Below are 26370 nucleotides of genomic sequence, written 5' to 3'. Positions count from 1 at the left end.
AGCACTGGAGAACTCATGGACTGGTTGTCCCTGCAGCGGCGTTATGCCGTGCCGGCGGGTGCGTCTGCGCGGACTGCGCGCCTGTTGGCGTTGAGACGTGTTCTGGACGGTACGCAGTATGATGCATTGCCTCATCCGTTCTCGATGGAGCGATCAGGAGCGGGGGAGTACATTCCGCTTTCTAACAGACGTCCGTCCGTCAGAAGTAACCTTTGCCGAACGGTTGTCGATGAATCTGTTTCTTTGCTGTTTGGGGATACGCACTGGCCTAGTCTGATTGCCGATGACACGCGGGTTTCAGATGCGATGGGAGTCTTTGCCTCTCAGACGCGGCTGGCATCTTTGATGATGGAAGCTGCCACTGTTGGGTCTATTGGTTCGGTAGCGGTTCTTTTTGAGGTTTCGGTTGGGGTGCCGAAACTTTCGGTTCTGGATACGGCGTATCTGACGCCGTTCTGGGATGATGTCAGCGGCGAATTACTGCGCGTTGAAGAGCGTTTCCTGGTGCGGGGGCGTGATCTGGCTGTGCAGGGATATGCGATTGGCGAAGATCTGCTGGGTGCTCAGTTCTGGTGGCAGCGGGTCTGGACGCCGATGGATTGTGCAGTATCCGTTCCCTGGCTTGTCGGGATGGATGGAGGCGTGCGGGATGAGAGCCGGTCTGTTCGGCATGGACTGGGGTTTGTTCCGATTATCTGGATCCGGAATCTTGGCGGTCGTCAGGGGCGGGACCCGGAAGGCGAATGCACGTTTGAGCGTGCGATCGATACAGTCATTGAGGCGGATTATCTGCTGTCTCAAGCTGGGCGGGGGCTAAAATATGGCTCTGATCCGACGCTTGTTCTGAAAACGGGTGGATTTTCAGACGGTGTGGCGCATCAGGGGGGAGTATCTTCGGCTTTGACGTTGCCGCCTGAAGGGGATGCCAAGTTGCTTGAGATCAATGGCAATGCAGCGGGGGCGGTGCTCGAACACTATCGGGAGCTTCGGCAGATTGCGCTTGAGCAGCTTCATGGTAATCGGGCGCATGGTGACCGGATTTCTGGCGTGCAGTCTGGCAAGGCTATGGAGATGATGTGTCAGCCATTGATCTGGTTGGTGGATCGGCTGCGCCATTCGTATGGCGAGAGTGGATTGCAGGCCATTTATCGAATGGCCTGTCGTTTTTCGTGTGTGCTGGAAAATGGTCTGCGTCTTGGCGGTGTTCTGGTGAAGGACTTGCCGTATTGCCGCATGACGTTGCGGTGGCCTGCCTGGTTCCCGGCGACAGACCCTGAGCTTTTGTCGTTGGCGCAAGGGCTTGTAACGGCGGTTTCAAATGGAATTCTGAGCCGGGAGACGGCCGTTCGAATGTATGCGACGGCGTCGGGAAATTCTGATCCCGGTACGGAATGGCGGCTTCTGGAAAACTGGGTTGCGTCGCAGGACGCGGAAGAATGAGCAGAGAAAAAATGTCCGGATCTGAAGATACTATTGAAGATGTGGCAGAACTTCGTCAGGCGCTTGCGGAAGCGATGGATGAAGTAAAATCTGTTCGTCAGGCTATGGCTGAGGCTGAAGTTAAAAGGGAGGAACTTCAGCGTACGCATGAAGAAGTTATTTCCCGTGTGAAGCGGGAAAGTAATCATGATGTCATGGTCGCTGCATTGCGGTCTGAAGCCATGCGGATGGGCGCGCATAACCCTGACGATGTTGTGCGTCTGATCGATATGGAGGGTGTGACCCGAAGCGAAGACGGTACGGTTATGGGTGTGATGGAGGTTCTGGAACGAGCCCGGAACGACCGTGGATATCTGTTCGGTGATGTGTTGCGTCCTGGGTATTCCAGCGGGACGACGGTTGGGCATCCTGCGCCCAGGCCGGGAGAGGTTGAGGCGTTTAATGCTCGATCTGCGACGGATTCCGATTACGAAGCCCGCAAATGGCAGTTCTTGGCCGGAGCATGATGGCTCGGGTGAAGTAATTGAGTGCGTCCGGTAAAATTCTACCGGAAATTTTCTATAAATATTTACGGAACGAAATTCATGAGCATTGATAATTTCCCAGTTCAGCTTCAGGCCGCCATTCAGCAGGGTTTTCTGGCCCGTGAGTTTGAAAACGGTCTGAAGTCCCGTCTCGGTTTCCGTCAGGTTGCGGATCGGGAGGTTTTCCCGAACGCGATTGGTGAGACGCTGATCAAGACGCGCAAAAGTCTGAAGGCGCCTGTCACGACACCGCTCAATCCGACTGGGAATACCAATTTTGATAACGGGATGAGCCCTGCGGGCTGGTCTGTCGAGCAATATACGCTTTCGATCAATCAGTATGGTGACACGATTGATCTGAATATGGTTACGAGTGGCGTCGGCATTGCGTCCCAGTTCCTCGCCAATGCCAACACGAATGGTGTTCAGGCTATGCAGTCTCTGGATCGCCTGGCGCGTAATACGCTTTTTGGTGGCGCTCAGAATGGTGTTGGTGGTTATCTGGGTGGCAATACGCGTGTCACTGTTGCGCTGGATGCGGAAGGGGACACTGTTCAGGTTGATGATATTCGCGGGTTCCAGTCAGTTATCGTCAATGGTCAGGTGACACTGATTGGGTCCAGCAGTGGGATGACCGTCACGGTTGGTTCGGATGTTTACACGCTTGTCCGGGTTGTGGCGGATGCGACCAATATTTCTACGGCGCCGGGCGGTATTTCTGGGCAGATGACGTTCTCTGGTAGCGTGTCTGTTTCCGATGGTGCACTGGGTCAGCCTGTGGTTGCTGCGACTGCGCCGAAGGTTATTCGCCCTAACGGTCGCTTGACGACGGCGGCGCTTCAGACGGCGAGCGCGAGCGGTCTGGCGGATACGCTTGGTATTCAGCAGGTTCTTGCGGGTGTTGCGACACTACGTCGGAATAACGTGCCGATGATTAATGGGGCATATCACTGTTATCTGGACGATATTCAGCTTCTGTCGTTGTTCCGGGATGATGATTTCAAGCATCTTTATCGTGGTGCATATGGTTCGGAAGAGTATCGTTCTGGGCAGGTGATTGAACTGCTGGGCGTTCGTTTTATTCCGACGACTGAAGCGCCTCAGCAGCTGTCTCTTGGTGCTGGACCGATTCATCGTGCACTACTTTTGGGGCAGGGGGCACTGATTGAGGGCGACTGTGCGCTGACGGGTCATTCCGATATTCCGGACGCTGATCGTGCGCTGATTGAGATGGTTGACGGGGTGGCGATGGTGACCCGTGAGCCGCTGGATCGTCTGCGGCAGATCATTGCGCAGTCCTGGTACTGGATTGGCGGTTTTGCGCTGCCGACAGACGTGACGGCGGATACGAATGTTATTCCGACGGCGACCAACAGTTACCTGAAGCGTGGTGTCGTGATTGAAAGTCTGGGCACGGACGCGCTGGGTATGACGTTCTGAATACGACTGGGGCCTCGTGGTGACACGAGGCCTTTCAGGTCAGGGGAAAAGTATGTCTGGAACGGCAAGTCTGTCTTCTGCTCCTTTAACGGAAGGAGAGAAAATGGATGTCCGGAGGTTTTGCGGGTATCCGGCTGTTGGATCTCGGGAAACGGGGCAAGAATCCTGGCGCTTTTTTCAGGTTGAGGGGGCGCTGGAATGGCGTATGGGAAATCTGTCGGGTGCGGAGCTTCAGCAGGTTCGACTATATCTGTCACAGCTTTACCCACTTGAAACGGCCCTTCTTGGGGCTTCGGACAATCTGGATACGGCGCAGGCTGCGAGTTGGTATCACAATGGGCATGAATTGCGGGACCGGGTGGCACTTCTGACGCTTTGGCGTCGCCGTCTCTGTGCGTTTCTGGGTGTGACGGGCGGTTTGGAGTTGCAGGATGGTCGTGCTGTAGTGATTTGAAGGAAGCATGATGCATCTTGAATTGATTGCATCCCGAGTCTGTAAGGGCCATGCGAAGGCTGCGGGTATTTTGGGACAGGCAGGTATGCAGTATCGGCCCGCTTATCCATTGGCGCCGATGCAGGATGTTTATGCTCATCCCATGCTGGCTTTTGACGCACAGGACTCGTTTTCGTTTTCCCGTGTGCCCGGTTGGGGCAAAGTTACGGAATATGTTCTGACGGATCGGCGGGATGATACGTTGGTCGGGGATATTCTGACATGCGCTGGAAAAACGTTTTTCGTAGCGGCGGTTGAGGAATTGAGGCCACCTTTATGTGTTGCATGTAGCCGTATTGTTCAGGTTAGTGGGGTTACTGGAACAACGGGAAATGTCGTTGAAGACTGCCCTGCTGCAATTGTCCTGAAATCAAAAGGAGAGGGGTCTGGAAGCGGTGTGCCAGGCTCGGTCAAGCCAAGTCAGTTTATTATGTATTTGCCGCGTCTTCCTGGTGTCCTGCTTCAACCTTACATGACGGTTACAACAGATCTTGATGTCACTTATACGATAAATACCGCCGAAATGTCTGACTGGGGTTTGCGTTGCACCATGTCGTTGCAGCAGATCTGATGGGAAATTGAAATGGCGGATGCCTCTCAGATGAGTCAGGTTCTCGCTTATGTATGTGCGGGGATATTGTATCCGGATGGGTTAGAGAAACCGTCCCTTACCGGGCGGCAGACTGTTGTTCGGCGTGGCTGGCTTTTGCCCAGTGATATATTTGCGGCTCAGAATATTCGGAGTCATACGGATTATGTGACTGTGACGATGGCTGCGCAGAAGAGGGCGGCTGTACCAGAACCCTTGGGGCGACCATGGCATGTTCAGGCGCGCATTCTGCCGACTGTTTCTGTTCTGCAGGCGGGGCAGACAGTTCAGATTGTTTTCCCGAAGGATACTGTTCCTTCGGGGGTTGTTGGTCTCTGGTACGCAGGAGTGCGTCAGACAACGGCTGCTTATGCGGTGACGGCCCAGGATACTCCAGACAGTGTAGCAGCGGCTTTGGCAAAGCAGTTGCCTCACGGTGTTGCGGATGGGGCAGTTGTGAGTGTTCCGGATGTTTCTCTTTTGGGAAATGTTGTTGGGTATGGGGAATCTGTCCGGGTTAGCCGTCGGCAGAGTCAGCTGTATCGTGTTTCCGTCTGGACAGCAGATGCGAGTGTCCGGGATGAGATTGCATTGTCTCTGGATATGGCACTTGCAGAGAAAAGTTGGATATCGACACTGGATGGTCGACAGGCACAACTGAAATTTGTGAGCGTCGAAGATGTGGACGCTATGCAAAATCAGGCAATTTATCGCCGGGATTATCTCTACGAACTGATTTTTGACGTGCTCCAGATCCAATGGGCTGCTGACATGATGTTTGGAGTAGGAACATCTGATATTCCGGAGGGGGGAAGTGGCTTTGGTGCCTTTGTGCCTGCATTGGAAGAAAGCGTTGTAACACAGGCGCTGAGTGCGATGAATGTTGCGAGGTTATCGGCATCCTCCTGTTCTGAATATCCGGGCATGACGTTGAATCAGTTTGGTACGGTTGTGTGTTCTACAGACTGAAAAATAAAAGAATTTAATGAGAAAAAGCTTCATTCCGAAATTGGAATGGAGCTTTTTTATTAAAAGGAGAAAACCAGCGGATGTCTCTGGTTTATCAGGCGGGTACGCTGAATACGACGGCACTGACGGTGCCTAATCTTTATGTGCAGATTGCACAGCCACAGACGCTTGGCCTGACAGGTGCGCCTTCGTCCAAGCTTGGCATTGTGGGAACTGCCGGTTGGGGGCCTGTTGGTTCACCTGTGCCTGTGGGTGGCATGGGGGATTACCTGGTGGCATTCGGTGCAAAGCAGAATGCAGTGACGGATGCTGGACTTGCTGTGAATATTGCCGCCCTGCAGGGGGCATCTTCTTTTGTGGTTGTCCGTGTTACGGATGGTACGGATGTAGCGGCGTCCGGCAGTTTTGGGGATGTGGCACTTCAAGCTGTTCATACGGGGACAGCGGGCAACAGTATTGTGCTGACGGTGAGTGCAACCGGTTCCGGTTATGCATTGGCGGTTTCACATCCTGTACTAGGATTTGCCAGCTATGCGGGTCATGACTGGACTACAATTGCTGCGGCTGTCGCACAGGATCTGTCGGCGCTGATTACCGTACGTTTGCCAGAAGTTGTTCCGGACATGGTCTCTGGTAGCGTGACGTTGATGGGAGGGCTGGATGGTGCTGCGCCTTCTGTGGCGTCTTTTGTGGGAAAAGACGAGATCGTTCGTACGGGGATGTATGCTCTGAGAGGGCAAGGCTGTGCGATCGCGCTTTTACATGGCATTACGGACAGTGTGTCGTATTCTTCCCAAGCTGCATTTGGACTTGGAGAAGGGACGTACATGATTGCGTCTGGCCCTTCTTATGACAGCGTTACGAATGCTGTGTCGATCAAAGCTGCCAGTGGACTGGATTCTCCTGCGGTCAAACTGATGTTTGGGGATTGGCTGTGGTGGAATGATGACGTTAATGGAATGATGCTTGTCAGTCCGCAGGCTTTTGCCGCAGGTATTCTGGCCGCGCTGTCACCTGAGCACTCGAGCCTTAACAAGGCGTTGGCCGGGATTGTCGGGAGTCAGAAATCAGGTCTGACAGGAAGCAGTGCAACATACTCTACGGCAGAACTTTCTACGCTGTTTACGGCGGGAATAGATGTTATTTGCAATCCTGCGCCGGGTGGTTCGTATTGGGCGGTGCGTTGTGGGCATAATGCTTCGAGCAAGGCAATCGTCAATGGTGATAACTACACGCGACTGACCAATTACCTTGCGTCTTCTCTGGCAGGAGGAATGGGGGCTTATGTTGGTCAGGTTGTGAACGACACACTCTTTTCGGACGTTCGTGCAACGCTTCTTGGTTTTCTGTCATCTCTGCTATCGCAGGGCATTCTGGCTGTTCAGAACGGCGAGTTACCTTACAGTGTTGTTTGCGACAGTACGAATAATCCTCAGACGCGAACGGCTCTTGGTTACGTTCAGGCCGATGTTGCTGTGCGTTATCAGGGAATCAACGAAAAATTTGTAGTGAATTTGCAGGGTGGAACCTCCGTGACGGTAACATCTGGTGGGGGGAGCGTTTGAGCATGGCAAATCCATACAGTATTGGTCGTGACTGTCGGATTACGGTTCTATGGAATGGACAGCGCGTTGATCTTCGGGATGTGACCTCTTTTGGAGCGTCACAGGAGACACAGGCTCTGCGGGCCAGTCCGCTGAACGGAATGCCCGTGGAATTCAATGTTCCCAATGGGTGGAGAGGTTCTTTTCAGATTGCTCGGGCTAGCGCTGCGCTTGATAATTTGGTCGCAGCAATTGAAGCCGCTTACTGGAATGCTGGTACTGTCGGGAGTGGTACGATTTATCAGTATGTGACGGAGCCTGACGGGACTACCAGTACCTGGGAATATACGAATATTTCTATCAAGCTGAAAAATGACGCGTGGCAGTCTGATCAGATGGTTCATCAGACAGTTCAGTTCTTTGCCTCTACGAGGACAAAAATCTCATGAGTATTCTTCCGGAAACTGTATCTCTTTCGGATGGCCGCTGTCTTGCGCTTAAAGAGATTGATCCGGCTGATATGTTGGATCTGATCGAAGCAGCAGGGTCGGCGGTCAATGGTCCTGCTGCGGCGACCTGGCTTGGTTATGCGGAAATGATCTGCTCTGTCACAGCAATTGACGGAGTTCCTGTACAGATGCCTGGAACAAAAGAAGAAATTCGTGAACTGGCACGCCGGTTAGGGAAAACTGGGGTGGCGGCGCTTCATCCTTTCTTCCAGCAAGGGCAGGATGAAGAAGAGATGGTTGCTACAGCAAAAAACTAAGCAGGCACTCTGCGTTCCAGGAGATGCTTTATCTTCTGGATCATGGAGTGCCGTGGAATATCCTGACATCGTGGTCACGGGCTCGGCGCATGGCAGCATGCATTATTACAGCAGAACGCGATGGCCATGTGTTTGACTGGAGTCAAAGGCAATATCGGGAATAGAGATGCTTACATCTACAGTACAAGGAGGTGCGTTTCGGTTCGGTCTGCCAGTGGCACGGTATGTCTTCAGTGGTCGGTCCATAACATCGGGTTTCTCGTTTGTCCCCTTGCGGAATAGATACAAAAACTTGGCTCGGTTCGGTAAGGCAGATCGTCCGAGATATTTGTCAGACACAGTGCCTGGTGCAAGTGTGATGGAGGCAGATGAACGGAATGGAGTTCTGTCCAGGAAAGATAAAAAAATTGGTGCGTTGTCTGTCAAGCTGGAGCAGATAAATCCTAACAGCTTGGAAAATGACCAACTCAGAATGCAGGTAGCGAGAATTTTGCCGGGGGGGCTGGCTGAAAAATCTAATTTTTCGCACCTAGATCATCGTGAAAAGCGGTTTCCAAAGTCGGTTTCTGTATTTTCTGAACGAAAAAGAGCGTTAGTTTCTCAGCGCTCTTTTGAACTTGTTTCTGCAGTGATGCAGCCTCTAAAAAAAGAAGCAAAAAGACTCACACCCTCTCCGAAAGGGGAAGTTATCCGAAATATTATTGCTTATCCGAACAGGAAAATTTTTCCTGTGTCGCAGGAAAATACCCGCCTGCATTTCGGAGGGCATGGGCATGCTCCGATTGGAAGCATGAGGGGGCTGGCTTCGGAAAAGAGTATGGCTCCTCCGCCGGGGATAAGAAATAGAAGTCTGGAAAATGCGATGCAGGAAAAAAACAGTCTGCATCAAGTTGGAAATGAAGACATCTCTCATGGTGACTTCAAGACACAGTTTTCGTCATTCCGTACGGGGTTATCTGTACGGAATGATCCTGAAAGGAATTCGAGGATCTCGGCGCGTCAGGGGCACGGAGGTATCGATGAACTCAGGTTTCCGCAATATCCCGGTCGAAGCATTGGAATAAATTAAAATACAGGAGAGCATTGATGGGCTTGACGCTCTCTGCGATTGAAAATGCTATTGGATCTGTTGGGCGCTTGGGCGCAACGGCTCCGGTAATGCTTGGGGATCTTGTGCTGACCGGGATTGAAGTTCCGGATCGTCTGCAGGTCGGGGGGCGGCAGATGATGGTGGTTCATCGGCTTCCTGGTGGCGGGCGTGTTGTGGATACGCTTGGCAATGATCCGGGGCGTCTGGAACTGGCGGGTAAATTTCTTGGGCCTAACGCCCAGACGCGAGCTCAGACCATTGAAAAAATGCGTCTCCGTGGTGTGCCTGTTGTATTTTCTGCGGCTGGCATGGCTTTACAGGTCTGGATTGTACGCTTTGTCTATTCTTACGAAGCCAAGGGTGCACTTTGTTCGTATGAACTGACTCTTGAAAGACCTGCGGAAAGTATTATGTCTCCCGATATGGGAAAGACGCTTTCGAATGTTCTAGGCACTGATGTCGCCAGTGGCTTAACGCAAATCAGCAGCGTTCTTTCTGATGTTTCTGACGGTTTGTTTGTTGAAAGTGGGCAGGTTGGTTCGATTGTGGGGCAGATCATGCCTTTGGGAGCTTTGCTCGGTGTGGGTGGGCCTCTTGCAAAGGTTGGCGAGGCACTTACGACAACGAGCACTTTAAGCCAAAGTGTCACGAATTTGGCGGGAACATCTACAGCCCTTGAAAGTCTGTCTCAGCAACTCAGCGTTTCTGGGCAAGGGTTGATGTCAGCACTCGAAGTGTCTGGCCAAAATATTGAAAATATCCAGATTGGGAACGCCGCGTCTCTCTCTGCTGTCGTCGGAAATGCCGCGATACAGAGCACAGGAGCAGATGTGGGAGGGCTTGTTAACCGGTTAAATGCCTATGTGGGGCAGACACAGGGGCTTACCGCACAAATTCCGCCAGTTCATTCGTGAGGATTCATGAAAGATATTATCGTAACCTCGGCGGATAGGTCTCTCTTTCATCTTGCCGCACGAGAACTGGGTGATCCCTGCCAATGGTGGAGGATCGCGGAGTTCAATGGGCTCAGTGATCCTGATTTGTCATGGATTGAGACCGTTCTGACACTGAAAATTCCAGGAATTATATCGGAAAGTTCGTCAGGTCTTCCTGATGATAAAGGACAATGACAGATCGCCAACTGCAAGTTCGTATTCTGTGGGACGGTGTAGAAAATTCGATAATTTCTTTGAAGAAATTTGAAATTGATTCCCATAGATATGAAGGGTGTGACACAGCAGTTCTGACTTTTGTTCGTAACGACGTTGCAGAGAACGGTCCTGCACTTTGGTTTGAACAGAGTATTCTCAATAGTCCCTGGGTATCTGTGGAAATCCGGGATCTGAAAGAAAATAACGCGGCGTGGACCCTGATTTTTTATGGGCTCGTTGATCATGTGCGTGTTTTTTCACAAAATTCCGTTGTGGAAATGGAATGTAGAGACGCCCTTGCTCGACTTATAGATTTGCGTATGCAGGATTCCTGGCTGAATCATACGGGAGCCGATCTCCTGTCTGTGTTGGCCAAGGCTTCCGGTTTGGGCGCTCGAGTGTCGTTTCCGGCCGATATGCCTGACCATATGTTGGGTCAGTTCTGGCAGATTGAGCACAAGCGTGGGTCTTTTCTGTCTCAGCATCGCTTTCAGACTGCAGCTGATCTGGCATTTTCTGTTGCCCGGGAAGCATTGTGTGATTTGTATGCCGACGGGTCAAACCTAGTATGTGAACCGATACAGAACTCATACCAAAATCAAGATGTCATTGATGTGCGAGGACTGGTTTTTGATACGGATTTCGCTCGGGATTTATAGCTATTATCCGGAATTATAGTGCATCTTGCGTCTTGGGATTCGCGGCAGCGCAATGGTACGCATTTATATTACGATGGAAAAACATTTTCCGAGAGTGCACCTGTAACAGAGAAAACACTTCATACTTTCAGGGTTCCAGGGCGTCGAATGGAGGATCTTCGACGATTGGCACGTGGGAAATATGAACGAATAGCCGCTCATGCCGTCTGTGCCCGAGTGTCGATGCCCGGTTTGATTGGGCTTGGCCCACGCCAGTTTATGAGAGTTGTAGTGGGGCAGACAGAGGAAATTCTTGGAGTGGATCAGGTTATTTCGCGATTTTCTCTGGGGGAAGGTTTTGTTCAGCATGTCGTGTTACGCAGAAGGGGAGGGCAAACATGACGCAAGGGCAAATAACTACTGCGGCCTTGGTCAACAGGAGCGCTCACGCTGTTTTTGGAGTGGTTTCTGCTGTTGATCCTGTGAACCATGCCATCAAGGTTAGAGTACAGCCTGATAATATTGAAACGGGCTGGATTGCAGATATTGGTGGTGTCCAGGCTGGAGATCTCAGGATTGCGTGCCCCTCCGAACCCGGAACGCATGTTGTTTTGCTTCCGATTGAAGGAGATGCGGAGCATCTTGTCGCGGTTGGTGCGGTCTTCGATACTGTTGTAACGGCGCCTGTATCGCCTCTTGATGGAAGCGTCATTCAACCGGGTGAGCTTTTGATCCGTGCTGGGTGTGGTGAGCCGCCTGTTGAGAATACGTTATCGGTTCCCGTGCAGAAAAGTGCGGAAGCGGGGTGGTGTCAGATTGACCGACAGGGCGTGACACTGGGAGCTGGTAATTCAAGGTTTATTATTTCTCAGGATCAGATTGTTTTGACGGTTGGAAATGTTAGGGCCGTCTTATCCGCGAGTGGTTTGAAGGTTTTTTCTGGCGATATTCAGACTGAGGCTCATTCACTGGATAATCATATTCATCTGGTAGGAACACAGTCCACGGGAGGGCCGATAGGGTGAGTTCCGTTGGTCATTTCTACGGTGGTGATCTGTTGCTTGCAGATGGCGGATTGGCTGCTGTTTCAGGTTCGGAAGAGGTTCGGCAACGCCTTTTGAGACGATTGTTGACCAACGTCGGTGATTATCTTTGGCAGCTTGATTATGGCGTTGGTTTGCAGGGCATGATTGGTAACGTCATTGTGCCATCAACAATGCAGGCTGAAATCAGGGTTCAGGTCCAGAAAGATACAGGCGTAGATCCCTATTCTCCTGTTGAAGTCGAGATCAGCTCCGGCTCCGATGGGGTGTGTCTGTGCAAGATTTCTTATGTGGATGCTGAGACCGGACAGCAGCAGACGCTAGATTTTTCTTCGTAAAAAAGATGTGCCTGCTGCAGTCGGGTGTATCTGGAGGATGTAATGTCTCTTTCTCTTCGCTCGTTCACCACGACGGTGTCTACCGCAGTGGTAACGGCGCAATCTTCCTGTACGCAATTACTGGATGTTTCTGTCGGGTCTCCGGTTCGTGCGTTGATGGAAAGCGTAGGGGGTATCGGATTATGGTTGCAATATCTGGTGTTACAGATTTTGCTTCGAACCCGTTTGGCAACATGTACTGCTGAGGATTGTGACAGTTTCGTCCAGGATTTTGGGATGTCACGTCTTCCGGGTACGCCCTCAAGCGGAATGGTCACCATGGCGTCGTTCTCACCTGCACAGCAATCGGCTGTTGTGGTGCCCGGCACAATTGTACGAACTGTTTCCGGTCTCTCTTTTGTTGTTGTGAAGGAGAGTATGCTCTCGGTGTGGTCGGAAACGGCTGGAGGCTATGTACGGACCGCTGGAATGTCAAATATTCCGGTTCCGGTTCAGTGTCAGAGTGCTGGAGGAATTGGGAATGTCCCGGTGGGTGCGATCTGTCTCATGGGCACAGCCATTTCTGGTATCGATACAGTGACTAATCCTGTGGCGTTCCTGAATGGTTCAGATCAGGAAACCGATGCAGAGTTGCGGACCCGCTTTCCATTGTGGCTGGCGGCAAAAGCGTCTGCCAGTCGAGCCGCCGTGGGGAATGCCATTTTGGGTGTTCAGACGGGGCTTTCCTATTCGTTGCGGGACGGAGTGGCTGCGGATGATACTGCCCGATCTGGATATTTTACGGTCGTTCTGAATGATGGCAGCGGGGTTCCTGCAGATCAGTTGCTGGAGCAGATTTACGATGCAGTAAATGAGGTTAAGGCGCTTGGGGTCGGGTTTGGCGTACGTGCGCCATCTTTGCTGATTCTGAATGTTTCCATGACTGTTGTGGTGCCTTTATCCGTCGGGATACAGCAGGCGACAACTGCCATTCAGAATGCCATTACGCAGGATATTGCAGGAACGACTGTAGGCAGTGGGTATGCGTTCAGTAGACTTTCCTATCTGGCTTATGTGGGCGCCGGCGTCACCGTTACGTCCGTTCTTGATGTGCGTCTCAACGGCAGTCAGTTGGATATTTCTGCAAACGGCGACCAGGCTTTGGCAGTTGGTAGTATTCAGATCAGCGTCATTCAAAACTGACAAACAGGCCTCTTGCATGAATATTTGCGGAGGATGGGGAAGGCTATGCCTGTTTTTAATAGATATCCAAAACTTGAGACGCTGACTGGAAACGAGGTTCTTGTCCTTGCCGATGCCAGTGGTCAACATACGGTTACGGCAACCGCATCGCAGATTGCCGGTGCACCTGCGGTTTCGACACCGACTGGAACCTTCTACGAGGATAAAGGGGCAAAAATCAGTCGGTTTGCGGATCGGGTTCTGATTGGAGAGGCTGCATCTAATCCTGGCTTGAGTGATCGTGACGCGGCATCAAAAAAGGACTGGCTGTCCCGCACGATGGGAGAGACGTCTATTGGGCCATGGGCACTGCAGGACGCTCAGTGTGCGTCGGTTGCGCAATTTGGTAATAGTGCTTTCGTCGCAGCATCCCGCACATCCGATGCAAAAACGGCGTCTGCAACGCTTGGTTTCCAGCCAAGTTCGATTGGCGTAGCGTCTTGGGGTGTGGCCGATGACACCTCTACCCCGACAACCACGACTGCCTATGCATATTATGGAGAAGCATGGCGTCTGGCAGGCGTGAATTATCAGCCGACATTCGTCATGGAATTGGAAGCCGTCAATTTTGGTGGGTTGGCTATTGGCCAGTCCAATCCCTACGCTCCTAATGTGGGCGGCGGTGTCTACGGTATTCAGCTTGGTGTAGGCGGAGGTCAGACGGATGGCACGTCGGATGCGGCTGCTGGAATGGTTTTTGTTTCGAATCCGAATTCGTGGCAGGTGGGAATTGTTTTTGGTGCCACGTCCCTTAGTGGAACGGATGGAACAGACGACGGTTACGCCTCGGCACTTTCTCTGGCGCGTAATCATGCCATGGAGTGGCATACCCCAGAAGTAGTTTCGGGTGCTGTGGGTAGCAATGTCGGCGCCTTTGTACGTTCTACGGTTACGGAGCGCGCAAAAGGAGTACGCCAGGATTTTGTCGATAACGAGATTCTTTTCAGTAATATCGAAGGACATACTCTTTTTTCAGTTGGGAGCATCGCGGCCCCCAATAATGCTCTTCAGGTGCAGGCGGGTGCAGGAAGTCAGGCGGCTGGCCTCTATGTACAACAGGGCGCAAATGGATCCGCCAATCTGGGACTTTTTCCAGCAGAGGGCGGTGAATTGCAGATATCGTCTCCTGTCAGTGGGGAGGGGATGACCTTGCCGACAACTGCTGATGGCGGATTTTTGCACATCAACATCAATGGATCTGATTATCGTATTCCGTTGATGAGTCCGGCTCAGGCTGGAAGCTGACGATGGGTACGCTTTATGACGAAGAAGGGTTAGTTCTTCAGGCTACGGATGGAAAAGCCCTTTTGGATACCGGGCCAGTACCGGGCTCTCTTGAAGATTTTACGGCCCGCTTGCGTGCGCTCCTTCCCACTGGTTGGTTCCCGCCCCCCCCTCAGAGGTTGGAAGAGGAAGAAGCACCGGTGCTGGTGGCTCTTCTGACAGGGTTTTCCACGGTTCTTTCTGGAATCTGGGCTCTTATGGAGAAATGCCGGAATCAGACGCGCCTTTCGACAATGGGCGATGCCTTTCTGGATATGCTGGCGGCAGATTATTTCGGTGTGGACGGGTTGCCGAGGAGAGTCTCGGAAAGCGACAGCGATTATCGCAAACGGATTGTGAGTTCTCTGGTAGCGCCGCGAAATACCCGGCAAGCCGTCAGAGATGCTCTGGTCGCTGTCACGGGTGTGGAGCCCGTTATTATTGAGCCTTTGAATGCAGCAGATTGTCATGCACAGGCGTCTTTTGCCTCACCGTCCTGTGGCGGAGGCTTCGGATATGGCTGTGCTGACTTACGGTATGGCAGCCAGTCTGGAGGACAGTTTTTTCTGGAGACTGCTTTGGGTCAGGCGTCTGATGCGCAGGCTATTTATCAAGTCATTGAACGGACAGCAGCCGGCGGTGTAACGGGCTGGGTTCGGGTGGAGCAGTAATGGATCGGGCGATTGTATATGCGGGGTCGATCCCGCTGGATACGGACCTTTTGCGCGTTGGAAAGTATGGCAAGGCTGCAATAGGCCATATGTCTGACATGTTATATGGCCGGGGTGTTATCGCGGCTTCCGGGCTTGGGTGTACGCCCTCTTCTTCTTCTTTGTCTGTAACGATTGATCCTGGATCCATTACGGCTCCAGGGGTCATGGATGCGGCCCCTCTTGGAGGCGCTGGCGGTGGTTATCGCGCTGACCCGACACAAACCACCTGCCAGTATTCAAGTGAGACGGCAGTAACGGTTACTGTGCCTGGAACGGGGGCAAACTATACTGTTTTCGCAATTTGTTCCGAACAGGATATTGATCAGACAGTTCTGGCATTTTTCAATGCTTCCAATCCGTCCCAGACACAGGCGGGGCTGAACAATAGCGGCAACGTACTTCCTACCCGTCGCTGGGCTGGAATGTCTTTTGTGATTGCAACGGATGCGCCTTCCGCTCCAGACGGTGGGACTGTGGTTCCGCTTTATACACTGGCAATTCCGCAAGGTGGAGGGATCGAAGAACCATCAATTGATGTGCTTGGCCCGTGATTTCTGGGTTTTGGCGATTTGATTGACGGTTCTTTGGGGCGTTTTCTGTTTGCGTTTTGAGCAGATCGAGTGCTGTTTCCCGCTGGATGACTACGCGCTCGCGCTCAATCGTTCGAGGAAGAGAAAGCGGCGCATGTTGTAGACAATATTGGCCAGTCCGATCCTCATGGTGGCCCGGGTGATACCGACAGTTCGGATGAACAGTCCCGTCTGCGATTTCTGATCGGCAAAGACATGCTCGACACGAGATCGGATCACAGACTTTCCTGCATTGGATCTCTGGATATGCCGGGGCATCGGTTTGAGATGCGGTTTTTTTCTGTGAACCTTCGAAACAAATCCCTGCTTTTCCATGAAGTCTTCATTGGCTTTGGAGCGATACGCCGTGTCTGCCCAGACGCTTGAGGCCGTATTGGTGTTATCCAACAGCCCTTCTCGCAATCGCGCACCATCACTGGCGGCGGCATCTGTCGTCTTCCATTTCCGGATGAACCGGAACTTCCTGTCGATGGAGACATGGGACTTGTAGCCAAAGAACGGAATGGCCAGATCCGTTGTGGGGATCGTCCCGTCATCCTGACGCTTCGCCTTCGTGAACTTCAGTGTCCATCGTGCATGACGATCCTTATGCGACAGCTTTGCCGGCTTGTCCTGCCAGTCTTCGGGGGTACGTCCTGCCCGGAGGTCGGCTTTCTCAGCGTTCGTATTGCGCTGCTTTGGAGCGGCTACCAATGTTGCATCCAGGATCTGGCCCGACATCGGCAGATAGCCCGCGTTCCGCAGGGTCGCGTCAAACCGGTCAAACAGTCTTTCAATGGCCCCCGCCTGGGTCAGGCGTTCACGGAACAGCCAGACCGTTTTGGCATCAGGCACACGGTCCGACAGCCTCAGACCTAAAAAGCGCATGAAAGAGAGGCGGTCGTTGATCAGATATTCCGTCCGTTCATCAGACAAATTGTTCAGCGTCTGGATCACCAGGATCTTGAACATCAGTACCGGATCAAACGGCGGACGCCCGCCTTTACTGCCGTCTGAATAGGCCAAAGCCTGCTCCAGATCAGGGCGGAACACTTCAAAATCCACTGTCCGGGAGAACGCTTCGAGCTGATCGCCAAGCCCGCTCAAACGGGCAAGCCGCTCTTCAACATCAAAGAAACCAAGCTGTTTCATAGCGGCATTCCCTCAACCAAAACCAAAGAAAGGGAATCACATAGAAAGCATCAAAAACAGAGAGTTTTTCGAACCCTCCAGTTGGGGAGGAGACGGGCAGAGTAACGCTTCGACCTTTGGCGGCTACGGAGGCGGCGGCCCATGGGGTGGCGGTGGCCGTTGCGGCAATCAGGTAGGGCGCGACGGAACTCGCTTTGGCGCCGGTGGCGGTGGTTCGTATTCTGCTGCTGTTGATGGCACTCCGACCACAGCCGGCTCAGGCTTCTCAGGCTGCGTAATGTACCGATTTTTACCTTGATCTCAGGGTATGGAAGAAGAGGGATTAGCTCCCTCCTTTTCCCGTAGACTATCAGTTTAGTGAAATCTCACCGTCCGCCATATTGCGTGGCGGCATATCTTTTCGAAGTTTCGCAACGTCTTCCGCACTGACAGCGGGAGCGTTGTTGCCCCAGGCGTGACGGATAAATGTCACCACATCAGCGACTTGCTGATCGTTCAGACGATGCATGAAATCTGGCATCGTAAAGGCAGACGGGGCTGTCTCGGTTTTTGGCAATGTTGCTCCGACCTGAACAATATGAACCAGAGACGCCGGATCTTTTCCCATGACAACAGGATTTCCCGCCAGAGGCGGGAAGACAGCCGGATAACCCTTGCCATCCGTACGGTGGCATGCGGCACAACTATCCACGTACAGTTTTGCTCCGCGTGCAGAGACGTCTGCTTTGCGAAGAGCATTGGTTGCGGTTGGGTCATAGACCCAGTTTGTCTGCGTTCTATCGAAAGGTTGAAGCGCCCGCAGATATTTTGCCATGGCGTGGAGGTCAGAGTCTGTCAGGTGCTGTGTGCCATGTACAATGGCGGAAGTCATTGCACCAAAGCTCTCGCCTTGCATGTTGCGGCCAGTTTTCAGGAAATCAACAAGATCCTGCTCACTCCATCGTCCCAACCCTGTTCGGTTTTCCTGGCGCAGGGATGTTGGGATCCAGCCGTCAATCAAGGCACCACCCGCAAGGAAGGACGGACTGTCTGAGGCGGTCAGCGCTTTTTCCTGCATGGTCAGACCGCGAGGAGAGTGACAGGCCCCGCAATGCGCAGGGCCTTCTACGAGATAAGCGCCTCTTGCCATCTGGGCATCAGAAAATTCATTCAGGGTTTTCTCCTGCGCCTTTACTGGAGCAGGAGAAAAAGCCCATCGCCAGAACATGAGCGGCCAACGCATCGAGAAAGGCCATCGAATACCATTTTCCCGCGTCGGAATGGCTGCTGCTGGAACACTTTCATGAAAATAGGTGTAAAGGGCATGAATGTCATGATCCGTCAGGCGTGCATAAGACGGATAAGGCATTGCAGGATAGAGCGTTGAGCCGTCCCGCCGAACGCCCTCCCGTAATGCACGCCCGAATTCGGCTTCGGTATATTTTCCGATGCCGTGATCCATGTCCGGTGTGATGTTTGTGGAATAGATGGTGCCAATCGGGAGTGTAAAAGATACCCCACCGGAATATTCTGGCTTGTTCTTAATTGAATGGCATGCGGCACAGTCGGACGCCGCCGCAAGATATCGGCCTTCCTCTCTCAGAGTGGCCTTGTCATCATGAGCAGATGCCGTTTGGTGGCTTAGAGCAAAGATGCTGCAAGCAAAGGCCAGGATTGGGAAAGTCTTCATGCCTGCACCAGTGGTCCGGGAGATTTCAGGTAGGTTGTGCGAATATGATAGGCCGCCCAATAGGCAAGCGCTGCAACCATACCTGTCGGATTGTAACCCATTCCCTGTGGAAAGGCATTTGACCCGATAACGAAGACGTTCGAAACATCCCAGCTTTGCAGATAGCGATTGAGAGCGCTGGTTTGAGGATCAATGCCCATAATGGCGCCTCCACCAAGATGCGTCGTCTGATAGTGGCGGGTGTCGAAGGGCTGTCCCGCATTCAGATGCACAAGATTGGCCTTTGTCGCTCCCATCGCTTTGGCAATGGGTTCAATCTTGCTGACAACATATTGGTTCATTCGAATATCGTTGTCTTTCCAGGTAAAGGTCATCCGGAGGAGGGGCTGCCCGTAAGCATCTTTCCATGTCGGATCCAGATCCAGATAGACGTCTCGGTAAGCCATGTTACTGCCATGGGCATCGACACCGATCGAGTGTTTATAGGTGTCAATCAGTGCACCTTTATAGGCTGAACCCCACCGTGGTGTGCCACCACCGCCTGTCCCGATAGCGGCGGCAATGGGCTTGAGACCTGCTTGGTTTACCCAGACCGGCGAACCGCCAACAAAACCAAGTGGCCCATGATCGAAATTCATACTGTTGAAGTCATCTATGGCAACACCAACGCCACCAGCACCGATGAACTGGTTGGTGTATTTGGACGGCGGCAACCAGATCCGGGAAGAGGTGATGGTCTGATAAACGAAATTACGTCCTATTGTGCCCGTATTGCTGACAGGGTCGTAAGGTTTTCCAATTCCTGACAGCAGCATCAGATGAACGTTATGGAACTGGAACGCACTCAGGATAACGAGATCTGCAGACAGGGAAACTTCCTTCTGCGTTTTGGTTTCCAGATACGTGACGCCCGTTGCCTTGGAGCGCGTGTCATCCAGATCCACACGTAGAACATGCGCATCTGAAATCAGCGTAAAGCCTGGGTTCTGCCGCAGAGCAGGCAGAACATTCACATTGGGAGAGGCTTTAGAATAAAGGTAGCAGTCATATCCGCTACAGTACCCACAAAAATTACACGGCCCCATCTGGCAGCCATAGGGGTTTGTATATTGGCGAGAGGCATTTGCAGCCGGCAGGGAATAGGGATGGTATCCGGCTTCAGTCGCGGCTGCCCGGAATGTGGATGCGGTGAACGTATCCTTCATGGCGGGGAGTGGGAAATTGTCGGACCGGTCTCCATCAAAGATATTACCGTTTCCGACGATCTTTCCGTTTACTTTGTATGCCTCACCAGAGGTTCCAAAGACTTTTTCAGCCTTGTCGAAAAACGGTTCCAGCTCGGAATAGGTGACGCCGTAATCCTGAAGGTTCATACCTTCCGGGATGAATTTCTCACCATAGCGTTCTACGACTGAGCTGCGCAGACGCAGATCTTCCGGGGAAACCCGAAAATGAACACCCGACCAGTGAAGACCAGCGCCGCCGACACCTTCGCCGGGCAGGAAGGCTGCTAGTTGCCGGTAAGGCAGGGCTGTCTGGTCAATCGTATTGCGAACAGTCACCGTCGTTTGGGACAGATTCTGGAACAGACGTTTGCGAATGGCACCTCGAAGTTCGTCAATGGATTCCGGATAAGCGCCTTCGACGGCAGTGGCGCGTTCCGAGCCGCGTTCCAGCATGATGACGGAAAGGCCGGCCTCCGTCAGTTCTTTGGCAAGAATGGAGCCAGCCCAACCTGCGCCAACAACAATGGCATCTGCATGTTTTTTGGTCATGATCTGTGCTCCTCAGGCCGTCTCACCCGAGATCGAAATCGGACCAAAGGGATATGCCTCTCCATTCTGATTGACCCAGTCCATGAAATCCGCGCGGGCACCTGGAAAGCCGAGCATGAGCCAGCCCCCCAGTCCTTTATTGCCGCCATAAAGAGGGTCGGCAAAAGCACCCTCCATCGTATTCGTGCGCAGTTGCTCAAAGAAAACACGTCCCGGAACGTCGCCAAGTGGGACAGACCCGCCTTCAAGTGCTGTCAGAATTTGCTCCTGTGCGGCCAGGGGCAGATCGGCAAAAACTTTTCCATGCTGCTGATGAGTATAAGCCTCCAGCCCTGCGATACCTTTCCGGTACAGATCACGAGGGACAAAGGGGAGTTGATACCCAAGATTGGCCGGTCCCTGTACAAAAGGGGCAGACATGTACCAGTTGTCTCCATGCCCGTACGGAGACTCCATCTGTCGATCAATAAATTCGGCGACACCTAAGACGCGGGCGCCTGATCCGTGCTGATCCTGTGGGAAAAGACGTTCTGTCGCGGCTTCCAGAAAACGGTATTCATCAGGCGTGAAGAACGTGGGCTGGTAAGGCTTCTGTGCTTCCTGCGCCAGGGCCTCAGCCCAGTGGGAATGTCCACTCACCATCCAGAATGACGTGGACCCCAGAAGGCCTTTGACAAAACTACGGCGACGGGGGCGCGTCAGGGTTGGTTCCTTCGGGGGCACAGTTGTCTCCAGAACGAGGGTGGGGCCATGTTCGGGAAATGAACATATCCGAAATAAGTAAGGGCATGATCCCATAGAATAAGCGTCAGGTCTGACGCCAGACCCTACGCGATCACAACCCCACGAGGAGGATGATTTTAACCGTTTGAACCAGAGGTCTGCGAGGAGGACGGTAATTGCAGAGTTCCCATGGGAGGGGATTTCTGTTTGGGAGCAGGAACTACTGACGTGCCATCATCGCCTGAGCCAGTCGGGAAAATGGCATCTGGCACACTGGGCTGAGTTGAGACGGGAACTGCCTGCGGAACGCTGGTGGTCGTGGGCGGGGTTGTGACGGAGGGTACAACTGCCGGAGAGGCCACAGTACCCGGCGCGCCAAGAGATTGCTGTTTGACCCCGCCATCAACGAGTGGATTCCCGATGGCATCCGTCATCCAACTCATCAGCTTCTTGCGGATCTGGAACTCCAGTTCGACATTCATGTCCTGCATCATCTGATTGGTCAGTTCATACAGGGAGGCACGTGAGGTGGCGCTCCTGGAGCCGGTGTCGAGTTTGCGGCTGATCCGGGCATGAATATAACCTGTGTGCAGGTTGCCCGCGTCCGCAACATTCAACTGCACATCCATTGCGCCGGAAATGGTATTCTCTCCTGTGGCAGCGATATAGGCCTGCTTGATGATGAAATCCGCCTGTCCGGTCTGCCCGCTGGCAACAAGACGCTGGCTGGCCATTTGTTTGAGCGCCTGATCAGGCGGAGTGGGAGCCTTGGCGCTCAGTGCGCCTGGGGAGGGAACGGCCTCGTCCTGAATATTGATCGCAGCAACATTCAGGTGAAGCTGGGACAGATAGCTATAATCGGCTGGTGGGAATGTCTGCGCAGGCTCATCGTCTGCACATCCCCCAAGAGCAAGGGAAAAAGCCAGAGCACTCGCCCCGATCCAGTGTCTCATACCCATCACCCAGTCTCCCGAAACCTACTTGCTATGGCGGTTCAAAAGGGATTTCAGTCGCCCGAACAGCCCCTTTCTAGGCTCTGACTTTAATACCGGAGCGGTCTCCAGTGGAAGCTCCGGTAAAAAGGATCTTTGTGGAGCCGCCACAGGCTCTGGCGCGGTCTGAGTCTCTGTGGGGTCAGGTCTTGAAGACGTACTGACAGAGTGTGCAGCCTTTGTAGAAGCAAGCGGAGCGGCGGGTCGATCATCCCGAGGGATTTTGGGGGTGCGCAACGACGACGCCTGACCTACTCCAAAATCTTCCGGAAGAAACGGACGCGCTGAACGGATTGTCTCTGCATGATCTGAATGACTGGCAAACCATTCCAGAATCCATCCGGGAAAGAGCGGTCCGGAAGGGGCATCGCTGATCAGCAGCGGGCCTTTGGGATAATAGAAAGACGGTCGACGGTCCGGCGCTGTTTCATCCCAGACAAGGTAGAAGACAGTGTTCTCGGCTTCGTCATAAAACCGGTAGGCAGTCGCGGAAACCCCCAGTTTCATCTCAATCTGGGCACGAACAGGCAAGGCCGAAAACGGCGAAGACACAATCAGTGCACCACCACTGCGCTTTGCAGAAAGCAGGGCTTTCATCCGTCCTTCCGCGACGGGTTTTCCGTCCGGGCAGGTTAGTGCCTCTCCGCTATCCGCATGTCCCGCTGCGATGAAGATGGCATGAGGGGCATGGCGTCCCAGCCAGGCCCCTGAAAGCTCACGAAAGGCAACTTCCGGAAGATCCGTTCTGAAGATGCGTGCATCTTCCCTGATATCCCCTCCCAGAACGCCTTCCGCCAAAGGCCAGAACAGAGGGTCCATCGCGGTCAGAAGATCGTTCTGAACGGGCGGAGCCAGAGCGAGAATATGACTACCCCTGTAAATCCCGTTCTCCAGCCACCAGCAGGCCTGTCTGCGGCTGACCTCATCCTGAAAAACAACAACTTCGAACTGCCCGACGACCGGCTGACGTTGGAGTGCGACCCATCCGGGGTACAGCGCCCCGGCAGGCGCACCATCAATCTCGATACCATCCAGCAGCGAAGTCGTCATTCAGGCTTGTCTCCCAGTTCATCGCGGGTGAAGCGGAAACCGACATTACAGAACTCACAGTTCATCGTGATGGCTCCGTCTTCAACCATGTGGTCCAGATCGCCCGCGCTGAACCTGTCGAGTACCGCCGCAAGACGGGCGCGCGAACAGCGACAGCCATAAGCCAGAGCGCGGGGTGTCGAGATCTGCACATCCAACGTCCCGAACAGACGATAGATCAGATCCCCACTGCCCAGATCTTCATCAAAAATTTCAACAGGCTGGAGTGTTTCGGCAAACGTACAGGCCGTTTCCCACGCATCGTTATCCTGCGCGGTGGCTTCAATGCCACCTTCCGCAGCAATGCGTTCCAGAACCAGCGCACTGGCCCGCCAGCCTTCCAGCGTCTTCGTGCAGAACAGCCGGATCAGACAGTCATGCTGCTCGCTGGTCTGGAAGTAGTGCATGGCCATGTCGGAGAGTGTACCTCCCGTCAGTTCCACGATCCCCTGATGGCGATCCATATCCGCCCCCTGATCAATCGTGAACGCCATGAACCCGTTGCCCAGAAGCTCGAGCGTTGTATGCGGAAGATTCTCTGGATCCGCGTCTTCTGAAAGACGTGCCATAAAGCGCAGATCACCAGTATCTGTCGCATCCGCCAGCAGCATCGTGACAGGTCCATCGCCCTTGATCTGCAGGGAGAAAGAGCCTTTGAACTTCAGGGCAGAAGCCATGGCCGCCACAAGGGCCAACGCCTGACCGCCCAGTTCCAGAACAACGTCCGGCAGGTCATGACGGGCGAGGATAGCGTCAGCCAGTTTCCCCAGCCTGACAAGGCGCCCCCGCACCGGCGATCGCTCCAGATGGAAGGGAACAATCCCTCCGGAAACAACCATGTTCGGGACGTTGGGACGGTCCCTGTCAAGAAATGGAGGTGTATCGATCACCCGTTTTCTCTCCCAAGAGCCCAGAGAAGCAGGCCCTTCTGCGTATGAAGCCGGTTTTCCGCTTCATCAAAAACAACAGACGCCGGGCTTTCGAAAACATCCGCCGTCACTTCCTCCCCGATATGGGCAGGGAGGCAGTGAAGGAACAGGGCCTCAGGCGCAGCTTTCGCCATAAGGGCAGCATCCACCTGATACGGGCGGAAGGCTTCAAGGCGTTCCTCGCGGTCCTTGTCCCCCATGCTGACCCAGGTGTCCGTCAGAACAGCATCGGCTCCGGCAACGGCTTCAGCCGGATCATGGAAGATTTCGATGGATGCGCCATTTTCGCGCGCCCACCGTACTGCACGCTCACTGGGTGCAAACCCGGTGGGTGTTGCCAGACGCACATTGAATTTCAGCAGAGCCGCAGCTTCCATCAGCGAGGTCGCAACATTGTTGCCATCGCCAATCCAGGCCAGCGTCTTGCCGGTAATCGGGCCGCGATGCTCTTCAAAGGTCAGAACATCCGCCAGAATTTGGATCGGATGGGACACCGGCGTCAGACCGTTGATAACTGGCACAGTGCTCCACTTTGCCAGTTCGCGCAGGTTTTCATCCTTGCCCGTTCGCAGAACAATCACATCCAGAAAGCGCGACAGAACTCGTGCAGTATCCGCAATGGTTTCACCACGCCCAAGTTGCATGTCCCCTGGGGACAGCACCGAAACCTGTCCGCCAAGCTGACCCATTCCGACTTCGAACGACACACGCGTCCGGGTGGAAGGCTGTGCGAGCATCAGGCCCAAGGTCCGACCTTCCAGTGGACGTTCGGGATGAAGGGGGCGTGCACGATTGTTCTGCAAGGCTTTGACGCGTGCCGACAGATCAATAATCTGCCGAATAACGTCTCCGCTAAAATCCCGAATATCAAGAAAATGCCGTGGCATCTGCTGTTCCGTTCCAACCGTCCGGGGGGCGATAGCCAGACTCACGACACTGTCTCCTGTTCCAGTTTCCCGGCAGCCACAAAGGCTTCAGCTGCCTCAATCAGTTTGTTGCACGCAACTTTGCAGTCTTCTTCCGTGACAATCAGCGGCGGCACAAGACGCAGAACATTGTCCCCCGCTCCAACCGTCAAAAGACCAGCAGCCGTTACAAACGGCATGACCTCACCGACCGGGGGCACACAGTGCAGCCCACGCATCAGTCCCATGCCGCGCACATCGTCAAACACCCCGGAAGAGCGTTTCACAACGTCCTGGAGCAAGGCGCCGAACGTTTCTCCAACGCTGTGGACGTGGTTCAAAAAGTCGGGGCTTAGGACTTCTTCAAGAACGGTTGTCCCGGCCGCACAAGCCAGCGGATTACCGCCGAATGTCGTGCCGTGAGAACCCGGCGTCAGGTGCTTGGCCAGTTCTTCCGTTGCCAGAACCGCGCCGAGCGGGAAGCCGCCACCAATGCCCTTGGCAATGGAAATGACGTCCGGCTTGATGCCGTACCATTCATGCGCGAACAGCTTGCCTGTCCGGCCGACACCCGTCTGAACTTCGTCGAAGCCAAGATAAATGCCGTGCTCGTCACAAACCGCACGAAGTGCCTTCATGAAGACTTCCGTCGCTGGCTTGATGCCGCTCTCACCCTGAATGGGCTCGACGATAATACCAGCCGTCTCCGGCGTAATGGCCGCCCGCAGCGTATTCGTGTTGTTGAACGGTGCGTGGTCAAAACCTTCGACAACAGGGCCGAAACCCTTCTGATAGGCGGGGTTCCCTGTGGCGGAAATCATGGCCAGCGTCCGACCGTGGAAAGCGCCGTCAAAGCACAGAATACGCGTCCGTTCCGGATGGCCGTTCTCAAACTGGGCGCGGCGAATCATCTTCACCATGCCTTCGTTGGCTTCGGCTCCCGAGTTGCAGAACAGGACAGAGTCCGCGAACGAATTCTTCACCAGCAGGTCCGCCAGCTTTTCAGCCTGTGGAATGCGATAAAGATTCGAGACATGCATGACCTTCGCAGCCTGATCCGCGATGGTCTTCACCAGTTTCGGATGTCCATGGCCCAGAGAAGAGACGGCAATGCCTGCCCCGAAATCCAGATATCGTCGCCCGTCCGATGCCGTCAGCCAGACGCCTTCGCCCTGCTCGAAAGCAAGGTCGGCACGTTTGTAATTGGGCATGAGGGCGGAGATCATGATGATCGACGATCCTGAATCGGGGTGAATGAAAAGCTGCAGAATCGGAAAACCCTGCCCCAGTCGCCCGGGGCAGGGCCAAAGATTCCGCAGACACATACTGTGCGGCAGAAATGCAA

Annotated in this window: 27 protein-coding genes; 18 read left to right on the top strand and 9 right to left on the bottom strand. The window is 53.6% G+C overall.

From position 1 onward, the window contains the following. The first annotated feature begins 15 nt into the window (after nucleotides 1-15). The 18 genes from AC3B6F_RS05755 (at nucleotide 16) to AC3B6F_RS05670 (ending at nucleotide 15773) form a co-directional block, all read left to right on the top strand. Nucleotides 16-1440: a phage portal protein gene (locus AC3B6F_RS05755; protein WP_489823669.1), complete on the top strand. Its 1425-nt coding sequence runs from the start codon at nucleotides 16-18 to the stop codon at nucleotides 1438-1440. A gap of 11 nt (nucleotides 1441-1451) precedes the next feature. After that, a complete protein-coding gene (locus AC3B6F_RS05750; RefSeq protein WP_489823668.1) occupies nucleotides 1452-1946 on the top strand; it encodes a phage scaffolding protein in 495 nt (164 codons plus the stop codon). A 78-nt stretch (nucleotides 1947-2024) separates the two neighbouring features. Further along, nucleotides 2025-3404, top strand: a complete 1380-nt coding sequence (locus tag AC3B6F_RS05745; protein WP_489823667.1) for a DUF4043 domain-containing protein — start codon at nucleotides 2025-2027, stop codon at nucleotides 3402-3404. A 52-nt stretch (nucleotides 3405-3456) separates the two neighbouring features. Continuing rightward, a complete protein-coding gene (locus AC3B6F_RS05740) occupies nucleotides 3457-3858 on the top strand; it encodes a hypothetical protein (RefSeq protein WP_034880862.1) in 402 nt (133 codons plus the stop codon). A gap of 7 nt (nucleotides 3859-3865) precedes the next feature. Then, nucleotides 3866-4468: a hypothetical protein gene (locus AC3B6F_RS05735; protein WP_489823666.1), complete on the top strand. Its 603-nt coding sequence runs from the start codon at nucleotides 3866-3868 to the stop codon at nucleotides 4466-4468. 12 nt (nucleotides 4469-4480) lie between these two features. Then, nucleotides 4481-5455 carry a hypothetical protein gene (locus AC3B6F_RS05730; protein WP_489823665.1) on the top strand — a complete coding sequence of 325 codons (975 nt, stop codon included), beginning with the start codon at nucleotides 4481-4483 and terminating at the stop codon, nucleotides 5453-5455. A gap of 80 nt (nucleotides 5456-5535) precedes the next feature. Continuing rightward, on the top strand, nucleotides 5536-7020 hold the full coding sequence (locus tag AC3B6F_RS05725) for a phage tail protein (RefSeq protein WP_489823664.1): 1485 nt from the start codon (nucleotides 5536-5538) through the stop codon (nucleotides 7018-7020). 2 nt (nucleotides 7021-7022) lie between these two features. Continuing rightward, nucleotides 7023-7448 carry a hypothetical protein gene (locus AC3B6F_RS05720; protein WP_010503712.1) on the top strand — a complete coding sequence of 142 codons (426 nt, stop codon included), beginning with the start codon at nucleotides 7023-7025 and terminating at the stop codon, nucleotides 7446-7448. Further along, nucleotides 7445-7765 (top strand): hypothetical protein, encoded by a 321-nt coding sequence (locus tag AC3B6F_RS05715; protein ID WP_010503710.1) that lies wholly within the window; start codon nucleotides 7445-7447, stop codon nucleotides 7763-7765. The genes AC3B6F_RS05720 and AC3B6F_RS05715 overlap by 4 nt, the downstream gene beginning before the upstream one ends. Before the next feature lie 358 nt (nucleotides 7766-8123). After that, the gene (locus tag AC3B6F_RS05710; RefSeq protein ID WP_489823663.1) at nucleotides 8124-8834 is read left to right on the top strand and encodes a hypothetical protein; all 711 of its coding nucleotides are present in this window, start codon (nucleotides 8124-8126) and stop codon (nucleotides 8832-8834) included. 17 nt (nucleotides 8835-8851) lie between these two features. Further along, entirely contained in the window at nucleotides 8852-9769 is a 918-nt protein-coding gene (locus AC3B6F_RS05705) for a hypothetical protein (protein WP_489823662.1), read from the top strand. Nucleotides 9770-9981: 212 nt separating this feature from the next. Beyond that, the gene (locus tag AC3B6F_RS05700; RefSeq protein ID WP_489823661.1) at nucleotides 9982-10665 is read left to right on the top strand and encodes a hypothetical protein; all 684 of its coding nucleotides are present in this window, start codon (nucleotides 9982-9984) and stop codon (nucleotides 10663-10665) included. A gap of 377 nt (nucleotides 10666-11042) precedes the next feature. Continuing rightward, nucleotides 11043-11669: a baseplate assembly protein gene (locus tag AC3B6F_RS05695; protein ID WP_489823660.1), complete on the top strand. Its 627-nt coding sequence runs from the start codon at nucleotides 11043-11045 to the stop codon at nucleotides 11667-11669. Beyond that, nucleotides 11666-12025, top strand: a complete 360-nt coding sequence (locus AC3B6F_RS05690; protein ID WP_489823659.1) for a phage tail protein — start codon at nucleotides 11666-11668, stop codon at nucleotides 12023-12025. The genes AC3B6F_RS05695 and AC3B6F_RS05690 overlap by 4 nt, the downstream gene beginning before the upstream one ends. 42 nt (nucleotides 12026-12067) lie before the next feature. Next, nucleotides 12068-13207: a baseplate J/gp47 family protein gene (locus AC3B6F_RS05685; RefSeq protein ID WP_489823658.1), complete on the top strand. Its 1140-nt coding sequence runs from the start codon at nucleotides 12068-12070 to the stop codon at nucleotides 13205-13207. 45 nt (nucleotides 13208-13252) lie between these two features. Then, on the top strand, nucleotides 13253-14491 hold the full coding sequence (locus tag AC3B6F_RS05680; protein WP_489823657.1) for a hypothetical protein: 1239 nt from the start codon (nucleotides 13253-13255) through the stop codon (nucleotides 14489-14491). A 2-nt stretch (nucleotides 14492-14493) separates the two neighbouring features. Continuing rightward, nucleotides 14494-15180 (top strand): hypothetical protein, encoded by a 687-nt coding sequence (locus AC3B6F_RS05675; protein ID WP_489823656.1) that lies wholly within the window; start codon nucleotides 14494-14496, stop codon nucleotides 15178-15180. Then, complete coding sequence (locus AC3B6F_RS05670; protein ID WP_489823655.1) at nucleotides 15180-15773, top strand: hypothetical protein; 594 nt, start codon at nucleotides 15180-15182, stop codon at nucleotides 15771-15773. The genes AC3B6F_RS05675 and AC3B6F_RS05670 overlap by 1 nt, the downstream gene beginning before the upstream one ends. Before the next feature lie 90 nt (nucleotides 15774-15863). Here the strand turns inward: AC3B6F_RS05670 and AC3B6F_RS05665 are convergent, their stop codons facing one another. The 9 genes from AC3B6F_RS05665 to AC3B6F_RS05625 all read right to left on the bottom strand — a co-directional run bounded on the left by AC3B6F_RS05665 (nucleotide 15864) and on the right by AC3B6F_RS05625 (nucleotide 26251). Continuing rightward, nucleotides 15864-16943: an IS5 family transposase gene (locus tag AC3B6F_RS05665; RefSeq protein WP_489823012.1), complete on the bottom strand. Its 1080-nt coding sequence runs from the start codon at nucleotides 16941-16943 to the stop codon at nucleotides 15864-15866. A 349-nt stretch (nucleotides 16944-17292) separates the two neighbouring features. Beyond that, nucleotides 17293-18612, bottom strand: a complete 1320-nt coding sequence (locus AC3B6F_RS05660; protein ID WP_489823654.1) for a c-type cytochrome — start codon at nucleotides 18610-18612, stop codon at nucleotides 17293-17295. Then, nucleotides 18609-20387: a GMC family oxidoreductase gene (locus tag AC3B6F_RS05655; protein WP_489823653.1), complete on the bottom strand. Its 1779-nt coding sequence runs from the start codon at nucleotides 20385-20387 to the stop codon at nucleotides 18609-18611. Before AC3B6F_RS05655 ends, AC3B6F_RS05660 begins: the two co-directional genes overlap by 4 nt. A 12-nt stretch (nucleotides 20388-20399) precedes the next feature. Then, nucleotides 20400-21110: a gluconate 2-dehydrogenase subunit 3 family protein gene (locus AC3B6F_RS05650; RefSeq protein WP_489823652.1), complete on the bottom strand. Its 711-nt coding sequence runs from the start codon at nucleotides 21108-21110 to the stop codon at nucleotides 20400-20402. A 137-nt stretch (nucleotides 21111-21247) separates the two neighbouring features. Continuing rightward, nucleotides 21248-22069: a hypothetical protein gene (locus AC3B6F_RS05645; RefSeq protein WP_489823651.1), complete on the bottom strand. Its 822-nt coding sequence runs from the start codon at nucleotides 22067-22069 to the stop codon at nucleotides 21248-21250. 18 nt (nucleotides 22070-22087) lie between these two features. After that, a complete protein-coding gene (locus AC3B6F_RS05640; protein WP_489823650.1) occupies nucleotides 22088-23152 on the bottom strand; it encodes a hypothetical protein in 1065 nt (354 codons plus the stop codon). Beyond that, the gene (gene hslO, locus AC3B6F_RS05635) at nucleotides 23149-24030 is read right to left on the bottom strand and encodes an Hsp33 family molecular chaperone HslO (RefSeq protein ID WP_489823994.1); all 882 of its coding nucleotides are present in this window, start codon (nucleotides 24028-24030) and stop codon (nucleotides 23149-23151) included. Before hslO ends, AC3B6F_RS05640 begins: the two co-directional genes overlap by 4 nt. A gap of 47 nt (nucleotides 24031-24077) precedes the next feature. Beyond that, on the bottom strand, nucleotides 24078-25007 hold the full coding sequence (argF, locus tag AC3B6F_RS05630) for an ornithine carbamoyltransferase (RefSeq protein ID WP_489823993.1): 930 nt from the start codon (nucleotides 25005-25007) through the stop codon (nucleotides 24078-24080). A 41-nt stretch (nucleotides 25008-25048) separates the two neighbouring features. Continuing rightward, complete coding sequence (locus AC3B6F_RS05625) at nucleotides 25049-26251, bottom strand: aspartate aminotransferase family protein (RefSeq protein ID WP_489823649.1); 1203 nt, start codon at nucleotides 26249-26251, stop codon at nucleotides 25049-25051. Between the last annotated feature and the right edge of the window lie 119 nt (nucleotides 26252-26370).

The sequence above is a fragment of the Gluconobacter sp. ESL1110 genome (assembly GCF_058107395.1).
Note: the sequence above shows the minus strand (reverse complement) of the source record. Positions and strands in the feature narration are given on the sequence as shown.

Bases quoted from the DNA above. Each gene is read 5' to 3' on its own strand.
- argF (WP_489823993.1), bottom strand. From the start codon at position 25,007: ATGCCACGGCATTTTCTTGATATTCGGGATTTTAGCGGAGACGTTATT.
- AC3B6F_RS05735 (WP_489823666.1), top strand. From the start codon at position 3,866: ATGATGCATCTTGAATTGATTGCATCCCGAGTCTGTAAGGGCCATGCG.
- AC3B6F_RS05685 (WP_489823658.1), top strand. From the start codon at position 12,068: ATGTCTCTTTCTCTTCGCTCGTTCACCACGACGGTGTCTACCGCAGTG.
- AC3B6F_RS05725 (WP_489823664.1), top strand. From the start codon at position 5,536: ATGTCTCTGGTTTATCAGGCGGGTACGCTGAATACGACGGCACTGACG.
- AC3B6F_RS05655 (WP_489823653.1), bottom strand. From the start codon at position 20,387: ATGACCAAAAAACATGCAGATGCCATTGTTGTTGGCGCAGGTTGGGCT.
- AC3B6F_RS05660 (WP_489823654.1), bottom strand. From the start codon at position 18,612: ATGAAGACTTTCCCAATCCTGGCCTTTGCTTGCAGCATCTTTGCTCTA.
- AC3B6F_RS05665 (WP_489823012.1), bottom strand. From the start codon at position 16,943: ATGAAACAGCTTGGTTTCTTTGATGTTGAAGAGCGGCTTGCCCGTTTG.
- AC3B6F_RS05720 (WP_010503712.1), top strand. From the start codon at position 7,023: ATGGCAAATCCATACAGTATTGGTCGTGACTGTCGGATTACGGTTCTA.
- AC3B6F_RS05755 (WP_489823669.1), top strand. From the start codon at position 16: ATGGACTGGTTGTCCCTGCAGCGGCGTTATGCCGTGCCGGCGGGTGCG.
- AC3B6F_RS05670 (WP_489823655.1), top strand. From the start codon at position 15,180: ATGGATCGGGCGATTGTATATGCGGGGTCGATCCCGCTGGATACGGAC.
- AC3B6F_RS05710 (WP_489823663.1), top strand. From the start codon at position 8,124: ATGGAGGCAGATGAACGGAATGGAGTTCTGTCCAGGAAAGATAAAAAA.
- AC3B6F_RS05695 (WP_489823660.1), top strand. From the start codon at position 11,043: ATGACGCAAGGGCAAATAACTACTGCGGCCTTGGTCAACAGGAGCGCT.
- AC3B6F_RS05645 (WP_489823651.1), bottom strand. From the start codon at position 22,069: ATGGGTATGAGACACTGGATCGGGGCGAGTGCTCTGGCTTTTTCCCTT.
- hslO (WP_489823994.1), bottom strand. From the start codon at position 24,030: ATGGTTGTTTCCGGAGGGATTGTTCCCTTCCATCTGGAGCGATCGCCG.
- AC3B6F_RS05700 (WP_489823661.1), top strand. From the start codon at position 9,982: ATGACAGATCGCCAACTGCAAGTTCGTATTCTGTGGGACGGTGTAGAA.
- AC3B6F_RS05715 (WP_010503710.1), top strand. From the start codon at position 7,445: ATGAGTATTCTTCCGGAAACTGTATCTCTTTCGGATGGCCGCTGTCTT.
- AC3B6F_RS05625 (WP_489823649.1), bottom strand. From the start codon at position 26,251: ATGATCTCCGCCCTCATGCCCAATTACAAACGTGCCGACCTTGCTTTC.
- AC3B6F_RS05745 (WP_489823667.1), top strand. From the start codon at position 2,025: ATGAGCATTGATAATTTCCCAGTTCAGCTTCAGGCCGCCATTCAGCAG.
- AC3B6F_RS05675 (WP_489823656.1), top strand. From the start codon at position 14,494: ATGGGTACGCTTTATGACGAAGAAGGGTTAGTTCTTCAGGCTACGGAT.
- AC3B6F_RS05750 (WP_489823668.1), top strand. From the start codon at position 1,452: ATGTCCGGATCTGAAGATACTATTGAAGATGTGGCAGAACTTCGTCAG.
- AC3B6F_RS05680 (WP_489823657.1), top strand. From the start codon at position 13,253: ATGCCTGTTTTTAATAGATATCCAAAACTTGAGACGCTGACTGGAAAC.
- AC3B6F_RS05705 (WP_489823662.1), top strand. From the start codon at position 8,852: ATGGGCTTGACGCTCTCTGCGATTGAAAATGCTATTGGATCTGTTGGG.
- AC3B6F_RS05640 (WP_489823650.1), bottom strand. From the start codon at position 23,152: ATGACGACTTCGCTGCTGGATGGTATCGAGATTGATGGTGCGCCTGCC.
- AC3B6F_RS05730 (WP_489823665.1), top strand. From the start codon at position 4,481: ATGGCGGATGCCTCTCAGATGAGTCAGGTTCTCGCTTATGTATGTGCG.
- AC3B6F_RS05740 (WP_034880862.1), top strand. From the start codon at position 3,457: ATGTCTGGAACGGCAAGTCTGTCTTCTGCTCCTTTAACGGAAGGAGAG.